This is a genomic window from Micrococcales bacterium (genome assembly GCA_016703125.1).
In the GTDB taxonomy this organism is placed as follows: domain Bacteria; phylum Actinomycetota; class Actinomycetes; order S36-B12; family UBA10799; genus JADKAV01.
Genome location: JADJCR010000008.1, coordinates 130,634 through 155,683 on the forward strand (window position 1 = coordinate 130,634; position 25,050 = coordinate 155,683).

The 25,050-nt window shown below is 68.6% G+C and carries 22 protein-coding genes and 1 pseudogene; 9 read left to right on the forward strand and 14 right to left on the reverse strand.

Annotation, left to right across the window (positions count from 1 at the left end; translation table 11 throughout):
* Nucleotide 1 precedes the first annotated feature (1 nt).
* Nucleotides 2-1,804 (forward strand): hypothetical protein, encoded by a 1,803-nt coding sequence (locus tag IPG68_13170; GenBank protein MBK6764159.1) that lies wholly within the window; start codon nt 2-4, stop codon nt 1,802-1,804.
* Between the two features lie 98 nt (nt 1,805-1,902).
* On the opposite strand, the gene IPG68_13175 is transcribed toward IPG68_13170, so the two are convergent.
* Nucleotides 1,903-4,386 carry a phosphoenolpyruvate carboxylase gene (locus IPG68_13175; GenBank protein ID MBK6764160.1) on the reverse strand — a complete coding sequence of 828 codons (2,484 nt, stop codon included), beginning with the start codon at nt 4,384-4,386 and terminating at the stop codon, nt 1,903-1,905.
* Between the two features lie 326 nt (nt 4,387-4,712).
* Here IPG68_13175 and IPG68_13180 point away from each other — a divergent pair, with 326 nt between their 5' ends.
* Both IPG68_13180 and IPG68_13185 read left to right on the forward strand, forming a co-directional pair.
* Nucleotides 4,713-5,861: a hypothetical protein gene (locus IPG68_13180; protein MBK6764161.1), complete on the forward strand. Its 1,149-nt coding sequence runs from the start codon at nt 4,713-4,715 to the stop codon at nt 5,859-5,861.
* A gap of 83 nt (nt 5,862-5,944) precedes the next feature.
* Nucleotides 5,945-6,814: a bile acid:sodium symporter family protein gene (locus tag IPG68_13185; GenBank protein ID MBK6764162.1), complete on the forward strand. Its 870-nt coding sequence runs from the start codon at nt 5,945-5,947 to the stop codon at nt 6,812-6,814.
* 20 nt (nt 6,815-6,834) lie between these two features.
* On the opposite strand, the gene IPG68_13190 is transcribed toward IPG68_13185, so the two are convergent.
* The 3 genes from IPG68_13190 to IPG68_13200 all read right to left on the reverse strand — a co-directional run bounded on the left by IPG68_13190 (nt 6,835) and on the right by IPG68_13200 (nt 9,809).
* Entirely contained in the window at nt 6,835-8,040 is a 1,206-nt protein-coding gene (locus IPG68_13190) for a DUF222 domain-containing protein (protein MBK6764163.1), read from the reverse strand.
* Nucleotides 8,041-8,352: 312 nt separating this feature from the next.
* Nucleotides 8,353-8,511 (reverse strand): hypothetical protein, encoded by a 159-nt coding sequence (locus tag IPG68_13195; protein MBK6764164.1) that lies wholly within the window; start codon nt 8,509-8,511, stop codon nt 8,353-8,355.
* Nucleotides 8,512-8,630: 119 nt separating this feature from the next.
* Nucleotides 8,631-9,809: a hypothetical protein gene (locus IPG68_13200; GenBank protein ID MBK6764165.1), complete on the reverse strand. Its 1,179-nt coding sequence runs from the start codon at nt 9,807-9,809 to the stop codon at nt 8,631-8,633.
* A 228-nt stretch (nt 9,810-10,037) separates the two neighbouring features.
* On the opposite strand from IPG68_13200, the gene IPG68_13205 reads away from it, so the two are divergent.
* Complete coding sequence (locus IPG68_13205; GenBank protein MBK6764166.1) at nt 10,038-10,931, forward strand: NAD/NADP octopine/nopaline dehydrogenase family protein; 894 nt, start codon at nt 10,038-10,040, stop codon at nt 10,929-10,931.
* Nucleotides 10,853-11,116 carry an NAD/NADP octopine/nopaline dehydrogenase family protein gene (locus tag IPG68_13210; GenBank protein ID MBK6764167.1) on the forward strand — a complete coding sequence of 88 codons (264 nt, stop codon included), beginning with the start codon at nt 10,853-10,855 and terminating at the stop codon, nt 11,114-11,116. The genes IPG68_13205 and IPG68_13210 overlap by 79 nt, the downstream gene beginning before the upstream one ends.
* 59 nt (nt 11,117-11,175) lie before the next feature.
* On the opposite strand, the gene IPG68_13215 is transcribed toward IPG68_13210, so the two are convergent.
* From IPG68_13215 to IPG68_13230, 4 genes are all read right to left on the reverse strand, one after another.
* Nucleotides 11,176-11,889, reverse strand: a complete 714-nt coding sequence (locus tag IPG68_13215) for a DUF4386 domain-containing protein (GenBank protein MBK6764168.1) — start codon at nt 11,887-11,889, stop codon at nt 11,176-11,178.
* Nucleotide 11,890: 1 nt separating this feature from the next.
* Nucleotides 11,891-12,139: a hypothetical protein gene (locus IPG68_13220; protein MBK6764169.1), complete on the reverse strand. Its 249-nt coding sequence runs from the start codon at nt 12,137-12,139 to the stop codon at nt 11,891-11,893.
* Nucleotides 12,140-12,269: 130 nt separating this feature from the next.
* Nucleotides 12,270-14,885 (reverse strand): tetratricopeptide repeat protein, encoded by a 2,616-nt coding sequence (locus IPG68_13225; GenBank protein ID MBK6764170.1) that lies wholly within the window; start codon nt 14,883-14,885, stop codon nt 12,270-12,272.
* 74 nt (nt 14,886-14,959) lie between these two features.
* On the reverse strand, nt 14,960-15,160 hold the full coding sequence (locus IPG68_13230) for a hypothetical protein (GenBank protein MBK6764171.1): 201 nt from the start codon (nt 15,158-15,160) through the stop codon (nt 14,960-14,962).
* Here IPG68_13230 and IPG68_13235 point away from each other — a divergent pair.
* Nucleotides 15,159-16,235, forward strand: a complete 1,077-nt coding sequence (locus IPG68_13235) for an NADH:flavin oxidoreductase (protein MBK6764172.1) — start codon at nt 15,159-15,161, stop codon at nt 16,233-16,235. The genes IPG68_13230 and IPG68_13235 overlap by 2 nt on opposite strands.
* A 4-nt stretch (nt 16,236-16,239) precedes the next feature.
* Here IPG68_13235 and dacB read toward each other — a convergent pair whose 3' ends face one another.
* Both dacB and IPG68_13245 read right to left on the reverse strand, forming a co-directional pair.
* Nucleotides 16,240-17,640 carry a D-alanyl-D-alanine carboxypeptidase/D-alanyl-D-alanine-endopeptidase gene (gene dacB, locus IPG68_13240; protein ID MBK6764173.1) on the reverse strand — a complete coding sequence of 467 codons (1,401 nt, stop codon included), beginning with the start codon at nt 17,638-17,640 and terminating at the stop codon, nt 16,240-16,242.
* A gap of 195 nt (nt 17,641-17,835) precedes the next feature.
* Entirely contained in the window at nt 17,836-18,084 is a 249-nt protein-coding gene (locus tag IPG68_13245; protein ID MBK6764174.1) for a hypothetical protein, read from the reverse strand.
* A 316-nt stretch (nt 18,085-18,400) separates the two neighbouring features.
* Between IPG68_13245 and IPG68_13250 the strand changes: the two genes are divergently transcribed.
* Nucleotides 18,401-19,573: a hypothetical protein gene (locus IPG68_13250; GenBank protein ID MBK6764175.1), complete on the forward strand. Its 1,173-nt coding sequence runs from the start codon at nt 18,401-18,403 to the stop codon at nt 19,571-19,573.
* 83 nt (nt 19,574-19,656) lie between these two features.
* Nucleotides 19,657-20,535 carry an alpha/beta hydrolase gene (locus tag IPG68_13255; protein ID MBK6764176.1) on the forward strand — a complete coding sequence of 293 codons (879 nt, stop codon included), beginning with the start codon at nt 19,657-19,659 and terminating at the stop codon, nt 20,533-20,535.
* 3 nt (nt 20,536-20,538) lie between these two features.
* On the opposite strand, the gene IPG68_13260 is transcribed toward IPG68_13255, so the two are convergent.
* Nucleotides 20,539-21,237 (reverse strand): hypothetical protein, encoded by a 699-nt coding sequence (locus IPG68_13260; GenBank protein MBK6764177.1) that lies wholly within the window; start codon nt 21,235-21,237, stop codon nt 20,539-20,541.
* Between the two features lie 130 nt (nt 21,238-21,367).
* Here IPG68_13260 and IPG68_13265 point away from each other — a divergent pair.
* Nucleotides 21,368-23,421 (forward strand): annotated as a pseudogene (locus tag IPG68_13265) (RecQ family ATP-dependent DNA helicase).
* A 7-nt stretch (nt 23,422-23,428) separates the two neighbouring features.
* On the opposite strand, the gene IPG68_13270 reads toward IPG68_13265, so the two are convergent.
* From IPG68_13270 to IPG68_13280, 3 genes are all read right to left on the reverse strand, one after another.
* A complete protein-coding gene (locus IPG68_13270; protein MBK6764178.1) occupies nt 23,429-23,545 on the reverse strand; it encodes a DUF86 domain-containing protein in 117 nt (38 codons plus the stop codon).
* A gap of 13 nt (nt 23,546-23,558) precedes the next feature.
* Entirely contained in the window at nt 23,559-23,810 is a 252-nt protein-coding gene (locus IPG68_13275; protein MBK6764179.1) for a hypothetical protein, read from the reverse strand.
* A gap of 151 nt (nt 23,811-23,961) precedes the next feature.
* Nucleotides 23,962-24,837 carry a hypothetical protein gene (locus IPG68_13280; GenBank protein MBK6764180.1) on the reverse strand — a complete coding sequence of 292 codons (876 nt, stop codon included), beginning with the start codon at nt 24,835-24,837 and terminating at the stop codon, nt 23,962-23,964.
* Nucleotides 24,838-25,050 lie beyond the last annotated feature (213 nt).

Genomic DNA, 25,050 nt, shown 5'->3' on the forward strand with positions numbered 1-25,050 from the left:
CGTGTTACGACGGTTCGGCATCGCCGCCACCCTGATCCTGGCCACTGTGGGCTTCGTGCCGGTGGCCCCGGCATCGGCGGCCGGTTACACCGTCAACAGCAGCGGTGATGCTGGCGACGCCAACCTGGCCAACCCCGCGTGCGCCACAGCAGCGAACGTCTGCACCTTACGGGCGGCCGTTGAGCAGGCGAACTCCTTGCCAGGCGCAGATGTCATCACCGTGGGGGCGAGGACGATCAGCCTGGGGTCGGCCCTGACCATCACGAGTAACCTCACAGTGCAAGGCGCCGGTGCCGAGAGCACGATCCTTACGGGCAGCGGCAGCCACGTGATGATGTCGGTGACCAACGGCAGCGTGACCATCAGCGATATGACGATCACGGGCGCGACCAGTGTGGGGGGCGCGCAGGCGGTCAACCAGACCGGCGGGGTCGTGACCCTGGACCGCATGCGCATCTCCGGCAACAACGCCTCCAGCCTCGGTGGCACCTACGGGCCGGTCTACGTCCAGAACGCCACCATGACGGTGCGGGACTCCGAGATCTCCGGCAACACGGCCACCAGCACCTCCGGCTCGGTGTACGGCAGCGGACTGGCGGTCTACGCCGGCACCGTCAGCGTGGTCAACTCCACGATCGCCGACAACACGGCCAATGGCATCGACTGGGCTTTCGGCGGCGGGGTCTGGGCCGGCCAGAACAGTGGCGTCACTGTCACCGCCTCGACGATCGCGGGGAACAGGCTGAACGCCCCGAATCTGCGCGGTGCCGCACTCTTCCAGCACACCGGCGGCAGCGGCAGCGTGGAGGTGGCCGATTCTGTCATCGCCGATCCCAGAGGCGTGACCAACTGCGGGTCGGGCGGGAAGCTGCCCGCATTCCTGGCCCGCAACCTCCTGGATGACACCTCCTGTGGTGCGGCATCGGCCACCCGCACCATCGCCAACGCCCAACTCGGTGCGCTGGCGGACAACGGCGGCCCCACGCATACCCGGGTGCCGACGGCCACGAGCCCGGCCATCGATGCAGCGTCGGCGTGCGCGAGTGCCGCCGACCAGCGCGGCCAGGCCCGCCCGATCGCCGCCGCTTGCGACCTCGGCGCGGTCGAGGTCGGCTCCGACCGGGAGGCCGCGGTGTCGGTGTCCAACAGCGCGCCGTCGGCTGGCTCGGACATCGTCGTCACTGCAACCGCGCGCAACAAGGGCGCCGATGGCAGTACCGGCACCTCCTTGGTGGTGCAGACGGCTGGTGCCCAGATCCTGTCGGCCAACGGTGGGTCCTGCAGCATCGCCGGTGACGCCGCCACCTGCCTGGTGGGTTCCATCGCCTCCGGGTCCGCGGGCGAGGTGCTGCTGACGGTGCGCATGCCTGGCTCCGGGACCGTCCCCATCACCGCCTCCGTCGGTGGTGATCAGCCCGACCCGGTCGCGGCGAACAACACCGCGAGCACATCCGCAACGGTGCCCGGGGCTCCGGTGCTGGCGGCGTGTTCCCTCACCCGTTCCGGGACAGGCAGGGCCGACGTCCTGCGCGGCACCGCTGCCAGCGAGCGACTGCTCGGCAAGGCCGGCAACGACAAGATCCTCGGGAAGGGCGGCGACGACTGCCTCGAGGGTGGCAGGGGCAACGACCGCATCAAGGGCGGCCCCGGCGCCGACCGCATCTCCGGGGGTGGCGGCAAGGACACCATCCGCTCGAAGGACGGCTCAAAGGACCGCGTCGACTGCGGTGCCGGCCGCGACACTGTCATCGCCGATCGCAAGGACTCGGTGGCGCGCTCCTGCGAGCGGATCCGTCGCCCCTGACAGCCCGTCCAGGTAAGGGCGTTAGTCATTCGTACAGCGGGGAGCGATGCAACCGGTCCTTTTCCCTCCCCGCTGTCCGCATCACTAACGGATCCGGCTCAACCCGTGTTCTGCAGACCCGCCGCCAAGCCGTTGACGGTCAGCAGCAGCAACCGGCGCCACTCATCCCCGCCGCCGGCACGCACATGGGTCAGTGCGGCGAGTTGCAGTTCCGACAGCACGTCCACGTACGGCGCGCGCATGGCGATCGCCGATCCCAGTACCACTTTGCGTTCCAGCAGCCGGTCCTGCTCGAGGACCTGCAGAACCAGGGACACGGTGAGGTCCATCTCGGCCAGGATGCGATCGGTGATGTCCGTCCGGCCGCCCAACGCGAGGAACCGTGCGGCCAGGTCTCGGTGGCTCTTGGCCAGGCTCATCTCGGCGATGTCGATCAGCGAGGTGAACAGTGGCCACTGCGCGTACGCCAACCGCAGCAGGTCGAGGTCGTTGACGGCGGACAGACCCGTGCCGAGGCCGTACCAGCCCGGGATGTTGGCCCGCGTCTGCGACCACGCGAACACCCAAGGAATGGCCCGCAGGTCGGACAGTTCACGGCCCGACGTCGCGGCACTCCGGCGCACCGGCCGGGAGCCCATCCGCAGCTCGCCGATCTCCTCCAAAGGGCTGGCTTCGGCGAGCACGTCGGCGCAACCGGGCGTGCGCACCAGGTCCCAGTAGGCCGCCCGGGAGGCCTGCGCCAGGTGTTCACCCAGTGCGGCGAACCGGGTGGCCGCCTCGGCGTTGTGGTGCTCGACCTCCGGTGTGCCGGCCAGGAGCACGGCAGTGGTCAGCCGTTCGAGGTGCCGCTGCGCGATGGTGGTGTCGGCGTACCGCGCGAACACCACCTCCCCCTGTTCGGTCACCTTGAGCCGGCCGTCGACGCTGCCCGGTGGCTGCGCGATGATCGCGCGGTGCAACGGCCCGCCACCACGGCCCAGCGAGCCGCCGCGGCCGTGGAACATCGTGAGCGCGATGTCGTGGTCGCGCGCCCAGGCGACCATGGCCGTTTGGGCCCGTGCGAGCGTCAGGGTCGCCGCGGTCGGGCCGACGTCTTTGGCGGAGTCCGAGTACCCCAGCATCACCTCCACGCGGCGGTCGGTGCTTTCCAGCCATTTCTGCGTGGAGGCCATTTCCAGCCAGTCGGCGAGCACCTTGTCCGCCGCGGCCAGGTCGGCTCCGGTTTCGAACAGCGGCACGACATCCAGGCGCAGGGGTGCGGAACCGACCGCCAGCCGGGCCAGCGCGCGCACCGCCACCAAGTTCGCGGCGGAGTGCGAGAACGACACGATGTAGCGTCCGCAGGACCTGTCCCCCCAGCGCTGCTGCAACCAGGACATGACCCGCAAGGTGTCCAGCACCTCACGGGTGCGCTCCTCGCGGGGCGCGACGTGGTCGGGCCACCCCTCGCGGGCCAGCCGGTCCAGGAACGCCGCGTTCTCCGCCGCCCCTTCCGGCGCATCGGGCACCTGTGCGAGCAGGTCCACCAGCGCCGCCCGGTGGACGTCGGAATGCTGCCGGACCTCCAACTCTGCGAGGTGGAAGCCGAACGTCTGCGCATACCAGATGAGGTGCTGCAGTTCGCCGTGGGCCGCCCGGCGGGCACCTCCCTGCGCGAGGGAATCCTGCACCACCTGCAGGTCCGCGGTCAGCTCATCGGCGTCGCGGTAGGAGTACTCGGCGCGTCCTGCCCGCGTCGCGCGCAGACGTTCGGCGATGACCAGCATGCGCTGGCGGTGGGGTTCCCCGGGTGAGCCGGTGCGGATCTCGGCGAAGCGCTGCGGCATGGCTACCGCGTCACGGGCCAACGCATCCGTCAGCGCCCGCGACGGCGGGGTGTCGGCCTGGTCGGCGGTCAGCGTCCTGCCGACCCGCTCGACGGACACCTGCAACGCGGACAGCGCATGGTCGGCTTGCACGGCCAGGGTCTGCCGGGTCACTTCGGCGGTGACATACGGGTTGCCGTCCCGGTCCCCGCCCACCCACGAGCCGAACCGGACAAAGGCAGGCACCGGGGTCGGAACGGTCCCGCTGCGCTGCCCGATGAGTGCATGTTCGGTGGCCCGGTACAAGCGCGGCACGGCGCGGATGAGGGTCTGATCGAAGACCGTCATGATCGTGCGGACCTCGTCGAGGGGCTCGGGCTGGGTCATGCGCAGCGCGGAGGTGTGGTGCAGCAGTTCCACCTCCTCGAGGAGTCGCCGGTGGGCGGCGTCCTTCTCCTCCGGGCCGAGCCGCGGATTCTCCAGTCGCTGGAGCTGTTCGGACACCCGGCGCAGCGCGGTGGCGATGGCGCGGCGGCGGGCCTCCGTCGGGTGTGCGGTGAGCACCGGGTGGATCCGTAGACCGCCGAGCCGGTCCTTGATCCCGGCGGCTGCCGACACCGCCGGCCACAGATCCTCACCGGCGTCGGGGGCGTTGAGCAGGCGAACCCGGTGTCGCTCGTCGGCGAGGTTGACCAGGTGTAGGTGGACCGTCAAGGCGTCGGCCAGCCGGATGGCCTCCTGCGCGGTGGCGGGCGGCTCGAACCCTCCCCTGTGCATGGACGCGACCTGCGCGGCCACGCGCTCGAGACCGGCCTCGCGCAGCACCTGCTCGTGCACACCGGTGAGTAGGTGGAGTTCGCGGGTCAGTTGGCTGTCCACACGCAGCAGTGTGGCAGCGATCGCCCGGGCTTGACCCGGTTCGATGGTGGGTAACCTGCGTCAATTCAGTTGACCGTGGTTACCCAACATCCCCGTCACCACCCTGGGACGAACTGCGCAGCATCGCGGCCGCCCGTGCCGCCCCCCGGCCGCGGGCTTCGCGGAGGTTCGCATGTCGTGGTGAGTCACGTGTCCGGTGCGTCCGCCCCGGTACCGTGATCGGCATGGGTGCACCCGGACGTGCGGACCTCAGTCGCATCATCGCCCAAGCGTTCGAGCCGACCCTGTTCGCGGACACCCCATTCCAGGCCGAGTTGTTGATGTCCGACGTGCTCGGCGGAGTCTGGAAAGGCGTGGATCACTCGCCCACGGACGCCGTCGTGCAGTTCTCGACGCAATTGGCCGGGGATAGCGCGAGTCTTGGGGCATTGAGCCGTGCCGTGCTGGAGGTCTTGGCGTTCATCGGGCCGCCTGAATCGGCTGAAGCGATCAGTGCGCTCGCGCTGAGGAGCACCGGCACGGCCCCGCGCTGGCTACCACTGCTGGACAACGTCGCCTTGCTCGAGATCGTCACCAGCGAGGACGTCTTCGGTGACCAAACGAACTACATCATGCAGTTCGGGTATCGCGATGGTGGGCGCGTAGTTGGCTGTCACATCATCATCGCGATGGTGGACCACAACCTGCATCTGATGAAGGATGCGTTCATCGTCGAGGGGCCCACGTTCGAGCAGTTGACGGCGGTCTTCAACTCGGACCCCGACCTCTACGTGCTGCCAGTCCCCGATCTCGCGTATGTGGCCGGGGCCATCACCCGGGCGATGGACAGCACGGACTTGACGGTGGATGTCGGCGAACTGCTCGGGGAAGAGACGGCATCGACGTGGTACCTGCTGCGCTCCCGGGTCCGGCGTTGCCTGCCCGCACCCCGGGACGCTCCCAAGCCGCACCCAGCGGCCGAGCGCGACAAGGATCGCCGGGCGTTCCTGCGGGCCAAGGTCACCAAGGACTTCCTGGCCACCGAGGTCGAAGGGCAACTGCCGGATCCCCAGATGGTGGACCTGTTGGCGCAGTTGTTCATCGATTTCGCGTGCGACCTGCGGGGTCGCCCGGAGGTCTGGTCACCGACCACCGTGGAGATGTTCCTGTGCGATTTCGCACCCTCGGTGGTCTGGCAGGCCGATCACATTGCCTGGGTGGCGCCGACGCTCAGAGTGTTCGTCGAGTGGGCTCAGAAGCGGCGCCCCGTCGTCATCCGTGGCCGCCACGCGACCCAGGAGGCCATCGACCAGTTCGCCGGGGACTTCATCCACGGTGCACGCCGTGCTGCGCTGGGCGTGGCTGTCGCGGCGCAGATCTCCGAGGAGCAGTAGCCACCAATCCACAGAAGTGACATTCCGGTACTGAGACGACTAGGCTCAGGCAGACCTCATTGCCGGCGGCTTCGGGAGTCACGATGGAGACCACACTTCTGCCCCTCGCCCTCGGGTTGATCATGCTGGGCCTCGGGCTCAGCCTCACCACCGACGACTTCGCCCACGTGGCGCGTCACCCCAAAGCGGTGGCGATCGCCCTGGTCTGCCAGATCCTCGTGCTGCCGGTCATCTGTTTCGGGCTGGTGAAGTTGTTCGGCCTGCCGCCGATCCTGGCCGTCGGCATGATGCTGCTGGCCGCCTCACCCGGTGGCACGACCGCCAACCTCTACAGCCACCTGTTCCGCGGGGATGTGGCCCTGAACATCAGCCTTACGGCGATCAACTCGGTGCTTGCCGTGTTCACGTTGCCGATCGTGGTGAACCTGTCGATCGCGTACTTCGCGCCGGACGGTGACCGGGTCGGGCTGCAGTTCCAGAAGACGCTGGAGGTCTTCGCCATCGTGCTGCTGCCGGTGGTCATCGGCATGCTCATCCGACGCTGGCGCCCGGCGTTCGCGGATCGCATGGACAAGCCCGTGCGCATCGGGTCCGCGGTGATCCTGGCGCTGGTGATCGTGGGCGCGGTGATCAGCAACCTGGAGATCCTGCGGGCGAACTTCGCGTCGCTGGCCGGCATCACCATCGTGTTCTGCGCACTGAGCCTCACCATCGGCTACGTCGTGCCGCGCATGTTCCGCGTCACGGAGGGCGAGTCGATCGCGACCTCCTTCGAGGTGGGCATCCACAACGCGACGCTGGCGATCGTCGTCGCCCAGTCCGTCCTGCTGAGTACCGAGATGTCCCTGCCCGCGGCCATCTACGGCGTGCTGATGTTCTTCATCGCGGCAGCCTTCGGTTTCCTGATCAAGCGCCGTGCGGATCGGCGATCCGAAACCCCGGTTCCGGCTTGAACCTGTGCCAGCCTGAGTGCTCAGTCCCGGCGGTGGTAGTTGTGGGCGGTCGTTCTGTGCTGGGTCCCTAGCGGGCTGGTCCACACCAGGTCGTGGCGGGGCGTGCTGGGATCGTGACGGACCTGCCAGGCGGAGTGGGTCTTGATCCGGTGGTGGTGCCGGCACAGTCCGGCGAGGTCGACGGCGCGGGTCTTGCCCCTCGGCCACGGGACGATGTGGTCGCAATCCAGGTACTCGGCGCGGCGGTGGCAGCCGGGGAAGCGGCAGGTGAGGTCGCGGGCCTTGACGGCGTTGCGGATGCGCTCGGGGATGCGGTAGGTCTCGGCGTTGAGATCCACCAGCCGCCCGGACAGCGGATCGGTCACCAGGCGCCGCCAGCGGGCATCGGGGGAGAAGCAGAGGCGGCGTGCCAGTTCGGACGGGATCGGGCCGAGTTGCTTGGTTTCCGCGCCGTACTCGTTGTCGCCAATGAGGGTGTCGGCGGGGATGACGACGTCGACGCTGACCTGAAACGTGCAGTGCGCCTCGAGGAAGCCGGTCAAGGCATCCGCGCGACGCTGGTCGCGGGTGCGGGCGTCTCCCTGACCGTGGGGGTCGGGGCAGTCCGGTGAGTCGGCGAGCGCCTCGAGGGCCTGCATGAACGCCTCGGCGACCTCGGCAGACAGGTAGGCGCACACGTCGGCCATGCCGTGGCCGCGCGGGATGATGCTGACCCCGCGGTTGTCGAGTGCGCGCTTGCGAAGGGTGTCGTCGGGGTCGTGGTCGCAGGTGAGTCCAAGCAAGTACTTGCGCAGTTGATGGGGGGTGTGGTCTTCCGCGTACTCCAGCGCCAGCAGTTCGAGGTGCTCGCGGCGCGGGTCGGGTATCTCGCGCAGTTCGTCGATGATGCGCTGGGCCTTGGTCCAGTCGATGCGGCCCTCGGCCAGCGCGGCCCATACCACCTCGCGGGAACAGAGGTGGACGCTGTCATCGGTGAGATGCTCCGCCGAGCGCGGCGACATGGCCAGCGTGACAGCGACCGTTTCCGCCGACCCGGACATGGAGTGGCTCGCAGCACGGATGCGCGCGTCGAGTTCGGTGATGACGGCGGCCTGCCGGGCCTGCAGCCCGCGCATCTCGCCACTGACCGCCTGGAGTTCATCCACGAGCTCCTGGTCGCCGAGGGCCCGTGCGTCCGCGAGCGCGGTGCTCACGGACGGGAACGGGTCTTCGGGGAGTTCGGGCATACCTCAGTATAGAACACATGTTCGAACCGGGCAAGAACCTGTGCACAGCTGGGTAATCTAGAGGTCGGGGATGTCGGACGGGTCGGGCTCTCGTGCGGGTCCCATATTCGGTTCCGGAATGTCCGTCAGATCCGCGTCGGAGAGTATCTGCTCATCGGTGGTGGGCCCGGATCCCTCGCCGGGTATGTCCGTGTCCAGCAACGAATCATCGGGGATCTCGCCCGTAACCGGGACTGCGGAATCAGAGTTTGGATCGCTCATGGCTGCGATGTACCCACCAGCGGCTGGATCAACCGCCGGGAACCTCCCCGATCAGTTCTGGGAGAAGGGCTTGACGCGGCTACCGTCGGCCGCGATGGGGGCGATGGTCGAAATGCGATCAGGCTCGACGTCGTCGACAAGATGCGCGACGAATGCCCAAGTCCGATGCAGAACCTTGCGTCCTGGCCGAATCCTCACATTGCTGTTCATCAGTTCACCTCACCTCTATCATATCGACGAAAACCGGCTCTGTCTGAAGGGGATGACGAGTGATTCCTCTCACACAGGGGGAATCGACGACGATATCCGTTGAACCTCTCCCCCATGGGTCACCCTAGCAGCACTCGTCGCAGGGCCTTGCGCAGCAGTTTCACGGTCCGGTGGGCGTGCTTGCGCTCGATCTCGCAGACCCGCGCTTCTTCGGGATCGTCGGTCTCGGCGCGAGACTGCCGCCACGCGATCTCCTGCTCCTCGTTCCAGCGGATGAGTTCCAGCAGCAGGTCGGGATCGTTGCCGCAGATCTTGGCGGCGTCCTTGGGCCGCAGCGCGCCCGGGCGTTCGGCATCCAATTGCAGGATGCTGAGCATCGCCGGGTGGATGTCGTCGTCCTCCTCGGGTTCGTCCGCCGAGGGCTCTCCCACGAAATGCCGGCCCCCGACCCGCTCGACCAGGTCCGCTTCCTGCTTCGCGACTTCATCGCACATGTGGGTCAGCAGCGCCTGGAACTGCGTCGGCGCGAACGGCCAGCCCAGCAGTCCGGCAGTGGCGATCACCGTGGAGTTGTGCAGGATGAACTTGACGCCGTCGACGGCCCGGTTCAGGCGGTCGACCTCCCGCAGCGCAGCGTCGTGGTCGGCCACGTCCTTGGCCATTAGCGCGAACAGGCGGATCATGGGGCTGCCCTCCTGCGTGCGGACGAAGAGCACAGTGCGCCCGGTGCGGATGGGGATGTCGCCGTCGTCATCGCGGTCCGGCACCTCGTTGAGGATGTGGGACAAGGTGTGCTCAACGAGCCCGTCCAACGCCGCCCGGCTGTCCGGGAAAGTCGCCGGTGATTCCGGTTCAACTTCGCCCGCAGTGGCCGGGAACGGCTCGGAGTGCCACGCGAGGCCGTCGCTGCGCAGGTACGACGGGTGCAGGATGCCGAACACCTCGCGCATCGCCGCGACCGCCATGCTGGCCGCCTGGTCCACATGCGTGAGGGGCAACTGGATCCAGTAGTTGGGAATCTCGTCGCAGGGCCTGTTGAAGCCCACCTCACGCAGGCGTTTGCGGCCGGCTTTGGCGAGCTTCCAGACACCATCCAGGACGCGGTTGCTCGCTGCCTCCAGCAGGACCTTGTCGCCGGCACGCAGTGCCTGGACGTACGGTGTGGGGCTCTCGGAGTCGAGTTCGAGGTGGACGCTCTGACCCTCCTCCAGGCGGTCCAGGGTCTCGGCCAGGCACGCCCGGTAGTCCTTCCACGCCGCCTCGATCATGGCGTCCAGATCAGGCGTCGGATCGCTCATCTGGCCACCTCCTTCCCCGTTTCTCACACTTCCAAGGTACGGGTGGTGTAACATTTCCGGGGGGCGAATGGACGGCTTGCGCCCGCCTGCTCCCTTTGCGCCGATCAACCCGACCAGATCACCCGTGAAGGTGACTGCGTCGTCCGGCGCGCGCACTGTGGCCGCGTGAAGAATGGTCCATGGGTGGATGCGGAGCAGACGGGCGCACGGAGTCCCTATCGTGTGGGCATGTCCAAGCGCAAGGTGACGGTTCTCGGGGGCGGCAACGGCGGGCGCACGGCGGCCGCGGAGTTCGGCCTCGGCGGCCACGAGGTGACGCTTTACGAGGTGCCGCAGTTCGCCGCGGGTCTCGACGCGATCGCCCGGGCCGGACACATCGTCGCCCACGGTGAGATCCAGGGCACGGCGCCGGTCCGCGTGGAGGCCGACCTGGCGAATGCCGTCGCCGGATCCGACGTGGTCTTCGTGGTCGTGCCCACCAACCACCACCGGGCGTTCGCGCGGATGCTCGCACCGTTGCTGACCGACGGCGCGAACGTGGTGCTGATGCCGGGGCTCGCTGGGTTCGCTGGAGTGGCCCAGCACCTGAACGCCGATGTGACGGTCTCGGAGATTGCAGCACTGCCGTACGCCACCCGGATCACGGGGCCCACGGAGGTCACCGTGTTCGGCCGGCGCCGGATCGTGTCGGTCGGCACGTTCCCCGCGCAGCGCACCGACCGGGTCGCGGCCATCCTTGACGATCTGTACCCGGGCATCGACGTGATGCCCAATGTCCTGGCCGCCGGCCTGAGCAACCCCAACCCGACCCTGCACTGCTTGGGAGTGCTGCTGTCCGCCAGTCGCATCGAGTACAGCCACGGTGAGTTCTACTACTACGAGGAGGGCATGACCCCGCACGTCTGCCAGGCCATCGAAGCGATCGACGCGGAACGACTGGCCATCGGCGCGGCCTTCGGCATCGACCTGCTGAGCCTGATCGACACCTACCCGGTGATGGGTTACGGCCCGCAAGGCGACAGTTTCTGGTCGGTGATCCGGGGGTGGCGGCGCTGCACGGGATCAAGGGACCGTCGCAGGTCGACTCCCGCTACCTCACCGAGGATGTGCCTGTGGGTCTGACGATCTACTCTCAACTCGGCCGGCAGGCCGGGACGGAGCCGGTCCTGATGGAGTCGGTGATCAACCTGCCCTCCGCGCTGCTCGGCACCGACTTCGCCGAGGACCGCCGCACCCTTGAGCGCTGCGGGCTGGCCGGGATGGACCGTGACGCGATCCTGGAGTACGTGACGACCGGTGCGAGGTAGCTGCCCGCCCACGCCGAAACGGCCCGTGCCCACAGGCGACGGACCGCTTCGGGCGGGGTTCACGGCCGCACGGCTGGGGCCCGGAAGCCCTTGACGACCATCCAGGAGCCCAGCGACAACTCCCACGCCGCGACGGGCAGGGTGGCCAGGGCCGACACCAGGGACAACTGCTCGTTGTAGCCGAAGAACGTGGCGATGTTGGCGGCCAGCAGCAGCGGCGCTCCGATCAGCCCCACCGTGGGGATGATGCGCGGCACCAGTCCCGAGCGGTACATCAGGGTTCCGAGCAGGAGCGCGTTGATGGAGGCCATGAACCCCGGGCCGAGCAGGAACGTCCAGTCCCGCATCGCCACCAAGGCCTGCCCGGTGGTGACCAGCGCCGGGTCGGCGGTCGAGGCGTCCTGACGCAGGGTCACCACGGCCAGCAGGCTGACGACGCCGATCGCGATGATGGCCGCTTCCATGAGCCGGGAGGCGACGAAGCCGAGCGCGAAGCCCTCGTGCTGGCGCTTCACCACGCTGAACAGCGCGACGGCGGTCCCGACGCATGCCACAGCGTTGACGAGGTCGAGGAAGCAGCCCAGCAGCACGCTGGAGTCCGAACCGGCCCCGAGGATGAAGTCGGGGTTGTCCAGCACCGGTCCGAGGAACACCAGGGCCGGGATGGACGACGCGAAGGTGAGCAGGTAGAAGACGCCGGCCACGAAGGCGGTTCGCCTCGTGGGGTCCGTCGTCGTGGGTGTGGTGGTGAGGGTCACTACTGAGGTGGTCATGTCACTGTCCTTTCGATGTGCGCGCCGCGCCGACCCGGTTCACCGAGACCAGCGCGAGGCCGGTGTCTCGAAGCTGGTGCAACAGGCCTTGCAGCGCGGCTTGGTCGATGACGACACCGCGGAGCACGGTGGTGCCGTCGGTACAACGGGTGAACGTCATGTCGTCGAACCGGGTGGCCCACCGGGGGTCGAGATGGCCTTGCAGGCGGATCTCGTACCAGCGGGCCTCGCTGCTACCGGTGTGGTTCATGACGCTCCTCCGGTGGTGGCTTCCGGGTCCCGCCGGGCGGCGGTCCTTCGGCTTGACAGCACGCTAAGAAGCGCAATGGTGAGCGCACATCACATCGTGTGGTGAACCTGGTGGTGATCCTGCCCGGGGCTCAGAGCACGCCCAGTTCGGCGGCCCGCCGGACCGCGGCGCGCCGGCTGGTCACGTCGAGCTTGGCGTAGATGTGTTTGGTGTGGGTGCGCAGCGTGTTCAGGGAGACCACGAGGTGGTCGGCGATCTGCGGCCCGCTGAGGTCGGTGCCGAGCAGTCGCAGGACCTCTGCTTCGCGTTCACTGAGCGGCTCGGCCAGGCCACTGCTGAGGGGTGCCTGGGGTGCCGCCAGCAGTCGGCGCGGGAAGGGCCAGCGCGGCTGGCGTTTGGTCACGGCCCGCAACAGGGCCTCCAGTTTCTCGCCCCCGTTGATGAAGGTGCGGGCGTAACCCTCCGGTTCGGCCAGTCGCAGTGCCCGTTCCAGGGGTTGCGGGTCGCGGTGGGCCAGTGCCTGCAAGATGAGGATCTCGATGATGCTGCCGGTCCGACCGCCGGCCTCGGCCGACGCCAGCAGCCGCTCGAGCAGCTCCGACCCAGCCAGTTCGTCAGCGTCGGCGAGCAGCAGTCGGGCCAGGGTGATGTGCTCGCATTCCCGGGCGTACGCCACGTCGTCGTCCGCGCGCAGGCCCGCCCGGCGCACCCATGCCCGCGCCTCGTCGAGCCGGCCCTGGGTGATCAGCACCCGTGCTCGCAGCGCCCCCACCGGCCGCACCTCGGGGGAGTAGTCACCGGCGTACACCCGCTCGGCCTCGGCGAGCAGATCTGCTGCGCCGCGCAGGTCGCCTTCGGCGTGACGGATGCCGGCAAGCGCCACCAGGCGGCGATACGGGTACTGCGGCAGCCCCATCGGGTCGCCCAAGTGCTCGGCCCGGTGCAGGTGGTCGAGGGCGGCCGGCAGGTCGTCGCGCTCGCACGCGATCTGTGCGAGCCCGACGTACATGTCGGGGGTGCCACGCAGCGGGATCGGGGAGTCGCTGGTGAGCAGGAGCGCATGCTCGTAGGTGCGCGCTGCCTCGTTCAACCGGCCCTGGGTGATCAGGATGTCCGACAGCGCTATCGAACAGCCCAGGACGTCGGCGATGTGGCCCGCGCTGAGCAACTCGTCGACGGCCGCCGAGTAGGTGCGCTGGGCCTCGGTCAGGTCCCCGCTCGACCAGGAGGAGAGTCCCTGCAGTGCGTACGCACCGCCGCGCGTGAGGTGATCGTCAGCGGCGGCGCGTTCAACCGCCCGTGCGGCGTGGTCGACGGTACGTGCGCCATCGCCGCGCACCAGCGCCAGGGCGGCCCGGTACAGCTCCAGTTCACCGGGTAGGCGGGCGAACTCATCGTGGTCGACGACCGAGATCGGATCACCGGCGTCCAGCGCGCGTTCGATCCCCCGCAGCCGGTCCTCGATCGCGTCGAATTCCGAACGGGCCATCAGGACCCCCACTAGGCCCATGGCGAGCACGGGTCTGGACTGCAGGACTTCTTTGGGCAGCGCGTCGAGGTACTGCAGCATGACGGCATCCTGCCGGTCGCGGCGCAGGGCTGGGAGGGCCAACTCCATCAGGTCCGCTGCGCGTTCGGCATCTCCAGCCGCCAGCGCGTGCCGGACGGCCGGCACCGGCTCGCCAGCGTCGTCGTACCAGCGGCTGGCCCGGCCGTGCAACTCGCGCACATCGTCGGGGTGCTCGTCGAGCAGATGTGTTTGCAGGACCTCGCCGAAGAGGTGGTGGTAGCGGTACCACTGCCGGGTGTCGTCGAGCGGCACCAGGAACAAGTTCGCGCGGTCCAGCGCCTGCAGGGTGCTCCTTCCGCCGGCCTGCCCGGTGACGGCGTCACACAGCGGGCCGCACAGGCGGTCCAGGATCGAGGTCCGCAGGAGGAAGTCGCGGATCTGCTCGGGCTGGCGTTGCAGGACCTCCTCGACGAGGTAGTCCACGACGTACCTGTCGTCGCCGGTGAACCCCGCCACGAACCTGGTCACATCCTCGCGCCCCTGCAACGACAGCGCCGCCAGTTGCAGCGCCGCGATCCAGCCCTCCGTGCGTTGCTCGAGGGCCTCGACGTCTGCGGGATCGAGGTCCCGACCGGTTGCCGCGCCGAGGTACTCCCCCGCCTCCTGCGGGCTGAACCGCAGATCGGCGGCACGGACCTCGACCAGCTCGCCACGCGCCCGCAGGCGCGCCAGGGGCAGCGCCGGGTCCGCGCGGGTGCTGATCACAAGGTGCGCCTGTGGCGGGAGATGTTCCAGAAGGAACGCCATGTCCTCGTGGATGCCCGGCCCGTCGGCCAAGTGGTAGTCGTCGAGAACCAGGTGGACATCGTGGGTGAGTTCGCTGAGTTCGTTGACCAGGGTCGTGAGGATCGACTCCATCGCAGGCTGCGGGGACTGCAGCAGGGACGCCGCGCTGCGGCCCATGTCCGGGTCCACTGTCTGCAGGGCAGCGACCACCTGGACCCAGAAGGTGGTCTGCGCGTCATCCCCCGCGGCCAGGGACAGCCACGCGACCTTGTGCCGGGTGGCCAGCCAGGATGCGAGCACCGTGGTCTTCCCGAACCCGGCCGGCGCGCTGATCAGGGTCAGTCGGGCCTGGTCGCCGGGCCTGAGGATGGCGTCCAGTCGGGGCCTGGCGATGTTGCCGGGACGCGGGCGAGGTGCGTGGAACTTGGTCCGGACCAGGGAATGTGCCACCGCGGCTCCCGTCGTGTCTTGACAGACGATGCGCCGAGCCTAACGGCGTTGTGGCAGGGGCGGCAGCGCGGGTTTCAGAATCCGTTCTCCGCGCTCGCGTCAGGCCTGCGCCGGTCCACCAGCCACGCCTGGAAGATCCCCGTCAGGTCCACGCCGCTGACCTCTGCGGCCAGCGCTTCGAACTCCTCCACGGTGGCCGTGCCCCACCGGTGCTCGCGCGGGCGATCTGCCGGCTGGAGGTCCCGGTCGGGGCACCTCCGTAGCATGGGCCACATGCCCAACCCCATTGACCCTCTGCGGCTTGCCCATGGCCGGGCGTGGCGCAACTCCCTCGCGCTGGCGCCGTTGACCAACTGCCAGAGCCACGCAGATGGCAGCCTGTCCGACGACGAGATCACCTGGCTCACCGCTCGCGCAGAAGGTGGGTTCGGTCTGGTGATGACGGCGGCTGCGTTCGTCGCTCCGGCGGGCCATGTGTGGCGCGGGCAGTTGGGCGTCGCCTCCGACGACCACCTACCGGGACTGCGCCGCCTGGCCGAGGGAGTGCGTGCGGCGAATGCCTGCAGCGCGGTGCAACTGCACCACGGAGGTCGACGGGCGGAGCGGGCCATCACCGGAATGGCAGCCCAATGCCCGTGGGACGATCCCGCCCACGACGCGGTGGCCATGACCGGTGAGGACGTCGAGGCGACCGTTGCGGACTTCGTGGCGGCAGCCGTGCGAGCCGAACACGCCGGCTTCGATGGCGTGGAACTGCACGGTGCGCACGGCTACCTGCTGGGACAGTTCCTCGACTCGACACGCAATCACCGCACCGATGCGTACGGCGGATCGCTGGACAACCGGTTCCGGGTCGTCCAGGAGGTGATGGAGGGGGTTCGCGCAGCCACGGGGGAGGACTTCCAACTCGGGTTGCGACTGTCTCCGGAGGGTTTCGGGATCCCTCTGGCCGATGGTCGGGAGTACGCGCGGCGGGCTCTCGACTCTGGTCTACTGGACTACCTCGAACTGTCGCTGTGGGACGTCTTCATGGGGCCGCGCAGGGGAGGCGACGGGCTGCTCATCGATCACTTCGTGGATCTGCCGCGGGGATCGACGAGGTTGGGCGTCGCGGGCAAGGTGCTGTCCACCACGGACGCGCAGTGGTGCCTGGACAAGGGTGCGGACTTCGTCTCCGTGGGCCGCGGCGCGATTGTCAACCACGACTTCGCCGCACGGGCTGTCGCCGATGCGTCGTTCAGCGCACGCCCCCTCCCCGTGTCGGTCGAGGTCCTGCGGCAGGAGAGGGTCGGGCCCGCGTTCCTGGAGTACCTGATCGAGACCTTCCCGGACGTCGTCGCGGTGCCCTGACGGCTCAGTACGCCTCGTAGAGACTCGTCGCGATCTCGCCCAGATCCTCGTTGGCCGCGAACACGCCTTGGATGTCGTCGAACATGGCCTGGTTGACGATGATCGCGATGGCGAGCTTACGGCCGGACTGGGCCTCGATGTAGCCACCGAGGGCCTTGGTCTCGACCCGCAGCCGTTGGTTCAGCAGATCCTGGTCCCCGAGCGTGCCGGTCTTGGCGTACACCTTGCCCGCGGCCGGGCTGTCGGTCTGCACGGTGGCCACCGACCCGTCGACACCCATGATGGGCATCGCCCCCATCCAGCGCTGGGCATCCGGACGGTCGTTGAAGACCTTCATCAACTGTGCGACCGAACTGGCGGTGACGAAGTTGCCGGGCAGCCCGGAGCCGTCCACAAGGGACGCCTGCTTCGGATCGACCCCGGCCGCACCGAGCACCTTCGCCACCTCCGGGAAGCCGTCGTCGCAGTCCCTGCTGCCGATCGATGCGGCGAGCAGGCACACCTGGGTCTGGGCGCCGCGGTTGTAGCTCACCTTGAGGATGTAGGTGGCGTTCTCCTCCAGCGGCAGTCCCTCAAGGTTGGCGACCTCGGGCAGTTCGGCGACCTTCGTCGGGGCGGGCAGCGTGCCGCGCGGATTCGGTGCGGTCGGGTTGGACGCAACCGTCACGCCCGCGCGCTGCAGGGCTTCGATGAATGCGGTGCGGGCGAAGCGGGGCGGGTCGTCGAAGTGCTCCACCTTCAACTGCGGATCGGCGTCGGCGGCGATGGTGCCGCGCAGCACGATGGTTCCGTACTCGGGGCTGGTGATGTCGATGCCGCCGTCCTCACCGGCAGCCACCGTCGTGACGCGGTTGACCACCCGCCAGGGCGCCACCTCCGGCCGCATCCGGACCGCGGCGGGTTCACCGACAGCGCCGGGTGTGGTGACGACGTCGATGAGGTTGTTGTTGATGATGATCGGCGACACTGGGCCGTCGTTGATGCCCAGGTTCTCGGTGGCCCAGAGGCGGTCGTCGATGACGACGTCCCCGCCGACCCGGTCGATGCCGGCGGCCTTCACCTGCTCGGCGAGGTCGTCGAGACCGGCCAGCGGGTCGTTGTCGGCGATGGTCGCGCCGGGCAGCACGTTCGCGTCGTTGTGGTCCATATTCGTGAACACGACCTGCCCGTCCGGACCGGTCTGGCCGCCCATGAGGATGTCGCCCTTCGCGACAAGTACGAGGTCGCCGTCCAGCGTGCCGCCATCGACCTGGCCCTGCCGCACGACGGGCGTCGTGATCTTCGAATCGGGGCCGAACTTCAACCATGCGGAGCCGACGCTGTAGGTCTTCGTCACCGAGGCGGGCTCCAGCAGGGACGCGGCGTTGTAGTCCACGAGCGCCTCGCCGGACTCTGCGTCCTCCACCCGGATCGCCCAGGTCGCCCCGCGTAGGGCGCGGACTCCATGATCTGCACGGCGCTGTCCGGCAGCCCGGGATCGCGGTATCCGAGGTGCCGGACGAACAGGCGGCCAGCGGGAGCAGGGCCAGGCCGATGAATGCTTTGCGCATGTGAGTCGCCTTCTTGGTGAATGTCCTCGAAGGGCTGATGCTAGTGGGTCTCAGTAGCCCAGCACTCGCGCGAGGATCATCAGCGCGGCCGCTACACCGAAGAACACCAACCACGGCCACGTCTTGCGCCACCGTTCGGAGCGCCGGGCCCGCTTCGCGCGTTTCACCGACTCACCCCTGCCCTGCAGGTCGGCCCGGTCCAACTCGGCCCAGCGTTCGCGTTTGGCCTGCAGGTCCCGCTCGCGCGCCGAGGCCTCGCGCTGCGCCGCGTCGTTGACCCAGTCGTCGTCGAAGCTCACAGAACCAGCGAAACACAGGCGGCGCGCTCGCACCAGGCGGTCACGGGGCGAACCGGCGCTGCAGGTCGGCATAGGGCATCGCGCCGTGGAGGAAGCTCAGCGTGCCGGTGTCGAGCAACTCCCGGGCTGCGCGTTCCCAGCATGCTCAGCGAGTCCTATGGTTCGCGCTCGCGACAGTTGGTTGATATCGCACGAACGGCCGTCGCTACAGCGCGGGAGCGGTACCTGCTCCTGTCCCGCTGGCGTACTCTGGAGGTGCGCCCTGAAGGCCGGGAAGTCCCGGCTCCCGACCGCGAACGCGGGGCTGGGAGGGATCATGAACGCTTCGACGACCCGAGTTGCCGTGGCCCTGGCCATCGCCGTCACACCGGCGGTCGGCGTTGCTCCGGCAGCGGCGGTCCCGGTCACCATCACCGTCCACGAGACCGGCCTGGAGTCCCTGAATGCGGTGTCCCGCACGGGTCGCTACGTCGTGGGCTCGGAGGTGCTGTACGGGCGCCCGCAGTTGCGAGACCTGGCCACCGGTACCCGCGTGGCGCTGTTGCCCCAGAAGGCCAGCCGGCCATCGTTGAGCGACAACGGCCGGTACGTGGCGTACACGCTGCCGGTCGGCGAATGGGGCCGTCAGAAGGTCATGCTTTTCGATCGGCGCAAGGCAACGACCACCAACGTCACCCGGCGCTCGGACGGCGCACTTCTGAAGCCCACTTGGCGCAGCCGCTGCACCCTGGCGCTGTGCGAGGAGGACCAGAAGTTGCGCTACTCGCCGCAGCTGGCCGGCGGCCAGATCTCCGGCAACGGCCGGTACGTGGTGTTCAGCGCGAACTTCCGCAAGCCGGGCAAGATCGACGTCTACCTCAAGGACCTGCGCACCGGCAAACTCACCGTGTTCAAGGGCGCCGGTCGGGTGCACCTGGCCGAGGGTGACACCGAACAGCTCCAAGCTCCGTCGGTATCCGAGGACGCCCGCACGATCCTGATCCCGGGCAGGCTCGAGTCGTACGAATCGGGGAACACGTGGCAACCGGGCCGGGCCGTGTTCGACCGGACGCGGCTCGTGGATATCGGCGGGGTGGGCAACACCATGACCCGTGACGGTCGCACCATCACCATCAACGGCTCGTTCTCCGGTGCGGATGAGGGGACCCCCATCGGGGTCGTCTGGTACGACGTGGCGACTGCTACGAGCATCCCGGCGGACCCACCCACGATGCGCTTGAATCTCGGGACCTCCTCGCGCGACGGGCGATACGTGGTGTGGAAGGCGAGTATGGCCGATCCCTTGCAGATCCGTGATCGCACCGCGGCGGTGAGTTACGACCTGCAGGCGGCGCTGACGGCTGCGGGCTACGCGGTGAACCCCTCGGCCGGTGCCCCGGGCAGTTTCGTGTGGGGCTACCCCGATACCGCGGCCGCCATGAGCGGTGACGGGCTTGTGGCCTTTGTGGACACCAGTGCCGGCATCGTCGCCGTCACGTGGACGCCGTGAGACATCGCCAGCCGCGGGGTCGCGGTGACCGAATCCCGGACTGGCCCGGTGACGTGCAGCGGTTTCGCGCGTAGCGTGCGGGCATGGCTGAGGGCCACGCGCCGTGCGCGCGTACGGTCGAACTGCCCGAACTGCGCATGCGGGTGGTCGAGGCGGGTGCGGGCGAACCAGTCCTGCTCCTGCACGGGTTCCCGCAGGACTCCCGGGAGTATGCCCGCGTCATGGACCACCTGGCCGGAACTGCGCGATTGATCGTCCCGGATCTACGCGGGGCAGGTGGCACCGGCGCACCTGCGGGGCGTTACGACCTCGCCACGATGCAGGGCGATCTGCTGGCACTGCTGGATGCCCTCGGACTCCAGCGGGTGGCAATTGTCGCGCACGACTGGAGCGCGCTGGTGGCCTTCCTGTTCTGCTTGGACCATCCGGAGCGCGTCTCGCGGTACGTGGCGCTGGCCGTGCCGCCGCCGTACCTGCGGATGCATCCCGCGATGGCGCGCTCCATGCCCCACCTGTGGTTCCAGTACGCGCTGGCCACGCCCGGGCTTGGGGCGCGTCTGCTCTCCGGTGGCCGGCAGCGGCTCCCGCACTGGCTCTTCCGCACGTTCACTGCGCGGCCCGACTCGATCTGCGCCGCGGATGCCGCCGCGTACTTCCGTGCCTTGCGCGACCCCGCACGAGCCCGCGCTGGTTCGGCTCTGTACCGGCAGTTGATCGTCCCTGAGTTCTTGCGGATCATGCTGGGGCGGCACCGTGGTCGGGTGCTGGAAGTGCCGACCCTGGTGCTGTTCGGGGAGCAGGACGATGTGATCCCCAGGGCGATGCTGCAGGGATTCGATGCGGACGCCCGGGACCTGACGATCGACTTCGTACCCGGCGCTGCGCACTACATCGTGGATGATGAACCCGCGGAAGTTGCCCGGCGGATCGCGCAGTTCCTGGCCCTGCCGGCAGGGGTGTGACGGTCAATCCGCGGCGGTCCGCGCGAGTCGCCACAGTGCCAGCGCCACCCAGGCCAGCCAGAAGAACAGCAGCAGTCCGTACACGGCGTAGGCGGGGCCCAGCACCGGTCGGAACAACTCAGACACGATCCCGATAGAGCCGGTGACGGCGCCGAACCATGCCAGGGGCTTGGAGAAGACCCCCCGCAGCATCACCAACGAGATCAGGAGCAACCCGAGGGTCTGCAGCACCCCGATGACGGCCGGCACGTCGTTGAGGGCGATGAGCAGTTCCGCCCCGGCCACGTAGGGTGCCCGCTCCGCGGCGGTCGTCGCCGTCGCGTAGTGATCGCTGAGCAGGACCATCGCCGGCGAACCGCCGCCGGTCGTCGGCCAGGCCATGGAGATCGCCCAGGACGACACCGCGATCATCCCTGCGACGGCCGCGTAACTCTTGCCTGTGCCGCGGACCGCGACGGCCAGGGCCAGGAAGACGACCATGAGCAACAAACTGGGGGCCACCCACAGCACCTGCATGATGATGTACGCCGTCCGGTGCGCGTGGACGTACTCGAGAGTGGCCGCACCCCCTTCTGTGGGCGGTGTAGCCGTCACGGTGACCATGACCAGGGCCGCGGCGTACAGGACGACGGCGATACCTGCCGCAACCGCGCCCAGGCGGTACAGGGTGTTCCACGTGTTCCCTGGATGCTGGTCTGACATGCGCCCACCCCACCTCACGATCGCCCTGACCCCAGCCTGCCCCCAGCGGTTTCCGCGAGGCCCGCCGGGTGTCGGTCACGGACCGCGAGCGAGGTGCGATGATCGCGCTGACGAGAGGGTGGGGGTGGCAATGGCGGAGTCAACCGAGACTGCCTCGGTGGCGATCCAGGCGGTGCTCGCCGCGATGGCCGGCCCGGAGGCGTTACCGCGCCCTGGTCAGGTGGATGCGGTGTCCGCGCTGCTCGGCGGCGCCCAGCGGGTCCTCGTCGTCCAGGCCACCGGGTGGGGGAAGTCGGCGGTGTACTGGGCGGCCACGTTGGCGCGTCGCGATGCTGGCGCCGGGCCGACGATCGTCGTCTCGCCGCTGTTGGCGCTGATGCGCGACCAGGTGAAGGCCGCCGAAAGCATCGGCATCCAGGCCGCCACCGTGAACTCGTCGAACAAGAGCGAGTGGGACGTGGTGTTCGATCGGCTCGACCGCGACGAGATCGACGTGTTGCTCGTGTCGCCGGAGCGGCTGTCCCACCCGCAGTTCCAGGAACGCGCGATGCCGGTCCTGAAGTCGAGTGGGTTGCTCGTCATCGATGAGGCTCACTGCATCTCCGACTGGGGGTTCGACTTCCGCCCGGACTACCAGCGGATCGCGCGCCTGCTGCTCGAACTGGAGTCGGACACCCCGGTGCTTGCGACGACCGCCACCGCGACCTCCCGGGTGGTGGCCGACCTTGCCGAGCAACTCGGTCCGACGACGACCGTCATCCGCGGTCCTTTGGCCCGGAAGTCCCTGCAGTTGGCGGTGATCCCCCACTTGAACTACGGCCGTCGCTTCGCGTGGGTCGACGAGTTCCTCGCGCAGTCCCAGGGGTCCGGCATCATCTACGGACTGACCGTTCCGGTGGTGGAACAGTTGGCCGCGTTCCTTCAGGAACAGGGCCACGATGTCGAGCCCTACACCGGTAAGACACCGCCTGATGTGCGCGAGCAGATCGAGGCGCGGCTGCGGGCCAATTCGCTCAAGGCTGTCGTAGCGACGTCGGCGCTGGGGATGGGCTACGACAAGCCCGACCTGGCGTTCTGCATCCACGTGGGATCACCGGACTCGCCGGTCTCGTACTACCAGCAGGTGGGCCGCGCCGGCCGGGCTCGACAGTGCGGTGGGCGTGCTGCTGCCCGCCGGTGAGACCGACCAGCAGGTGTGGGACTGGTTCGCCACGGCCACGCTGCCGGACCCCGAGATGGCAGACCGGCTCCTGGAACTGCTGCGCCAACAGCCCCTGAAGACGACCGAGTTGGTCGATGCCCTGGCCCGCTCGAAAAGCAAGGTCGAGGTGCTGCTCAAGCAGTTGCGCGTCGACGGTGTCGTGGATGTGCAGGGCGGGCGGTGGATGGTCACCGGCAAGCGGTGGAGTTTCGACACCGACAAGTACGACCGCCTCGTGGATGTGCGCCGCCATGAAGCCGGGATCATGTCGTCGTACGCCTCCGGTGCGCAGTGCCTGATGCAGTTGCTCACCACGGCGCTGGACGATCCTGCCTCCCAACCGTGCGGACGGTGCTCGGTGTGCACAGGTGAGTTGCCCCCATCCGGGCCGGACACCGGACCCAGCACGCGTTGAGCGGGTGTACGAGTCACTGCGCCGGCGCCCGGTGCGGATCACCCCGCGGAAGTTGTGGCCCTCGGGGTCCGGCCGATTGGGCAAGATCTCGGGCATCGCCACGGGCCGGGCGGTCACCGGCATGGACGGCGGAGTTTTTCCGGAGTTGTTGGACGAGGTGTTCGGCCCCGATGCTCCGCTGTCCGAGGAACTTCGGGCCGCATTCGGTCAACTACTGGCCCGGTGGCGCCGGGAGGACATGCCGCCCGTGACCGCTATCGTTCCCATCCCCAGTGCCAGCCACCCGGTGCGGGTGCAGGAACTGGCGGAACTCGCGTCGGGGCAGTTGGGTCTGCCGGTCGTTGAGGTGTTCAAGCGGCCCGCCCAGGTGGCGGAGCACGTCGAGGGATCCGGTCGACTACGGCAAGTGACCGGTCGCCTGGAACTGCAGCAGTCCCACGGGATCGGTGGAACGGTGCTGCTGGTCGATGAGTACAGCCGCAGCAAGTGGACGCTGACGCAGGCGGCTGTTGAACTGGTCGGCATCGGGGTGGACGAGGTCGTTCCGCTGGTGGTTGTCGGGGTGTGACCACCGGCTATCCCTCGAGGATGGCTTGGATGGCAACAGCATCGACCGGCGATTCGTGTGCCAGGGTGTTCCAGACGATAACGGGGTCCACGACCTCGTACTTGTGAGCGATGAGGTTGCGCATACCCCCGTCGTGATCAGTAGTCGAAGCGTGCGAAGTCCCGGTACGGGCGGTCGTAGCCCGAGTCGAAGCACGGGCACCAGTCGTCTCGTTGCTGGTCTTTGTCATGCCAACTCACCAGGGTTACCGGCGTGCTGGGTGGCAGTTCCATGAGGGGCAGCGTCGCCTCGAGTCGCCGCTGCACCACGTGGTGACCCTCAGCGTCAGGGTCCTGGTAGAACACCGGGCCGGTCGGTCCGACGATGAGGTTGGGGTCATGGGTCCACATCTTGAATCTCGTGACGGACTTCGGCGTGCTCGACCTGACTTTCTCGCCTGCTCATCAGGGTCGCTTCCCTGGACGACATCATCGAGTCCAAGCGTGACAAGGATCTCCGGGCGCTGCCCTACCTCGAGTCACTACGAGACGTGCGCGATTCCTAGGTTGTCCCCGCGACCCGCGCCACCTCATCGCGCACCTCGCTGAACCGGATCCGCTCCTGCTCCAGCCGCACATGGTCGCCGTACACGTTCTGCCGCAACGCGTCGTAGAGGGCCTGCTCATCGGGGAGCAATTGGGGCAGTTCGCGGGTGATCTGGGTCTTCTCGCTCACCCACATCTCGCGGTGCGCCTGCAACGTGGCCAGGTCCATGAGGATGCTTTGCGTGTGCGGGAGGTGGGCGCGGAACCGGTCGAGGATCGCCAGGCCGTGGGTGTCGAGGTCGCCGGTGTAGACGACCCGCCGCGCGGACAGGCCCGCCAGGAGTTCGGGTGCCTCGTTGCCCGCACCGAAGACCACTAGCGCGTCCGGGGCTGGTGGGAACGCCAGGAAGTTGGTGAGGTTCTCGGTGACGAACACGGTGTGCGCCGGGGGACACAGGCGCAGGAAGTCCGGCGCTGGCAGGGCCATGTCCCGCACGCCCGGCAGGAGGCACAGGGCGTCGTCGAGGACCCGGAAGCGCACGGTCGCCGGCGCGGTGAGGAAGCCGTAGCGCCGCTCGAACCAACCGGGTCCGGCCGTGGCGCGGCCGGGGACCAGATCGCCGAGGACGCGCTTGTGCTGCTCCATGATCTTCGTGTGCACGCCGGGGATGTCCGTCTGGCGCAGGTAGATGCGGGGTCGGGGTGGGCGTGCAGCCAGGCTGCGGCCGACTGGATGGCAGCCCAGTCGTCGCCGATCTCGAGCAGGTGCAGGGGATGCCGGGCAGCCCAGTCCAGGTTCTGCGGGGCCGTCGCAGCGATGAGTTGGTCGAAGCGCGCCGCCTGCCGGGTCCGCCGGATCAGGGTCAGCGCGTCCTGCGCGGTGTCGATCCACACCGCGACCGGCAGCGACTGCGTGCCCAGGACGCGATGGCCGATCGCTTGGGTCTCGATGCGCAGATCGGTGGCCCGCATGAGGGTCGCCGCCCAGTCCCGCACTGCCTCCCAGTCCCGGGAGAGGTCGGCCGCCCGGGGCCGCCGAAGGGGGATGCGCAGCGGGAACTCGACGCCGGTGTGCCCCGGGACCCGGCCCTGCAGCAGGCGGCCG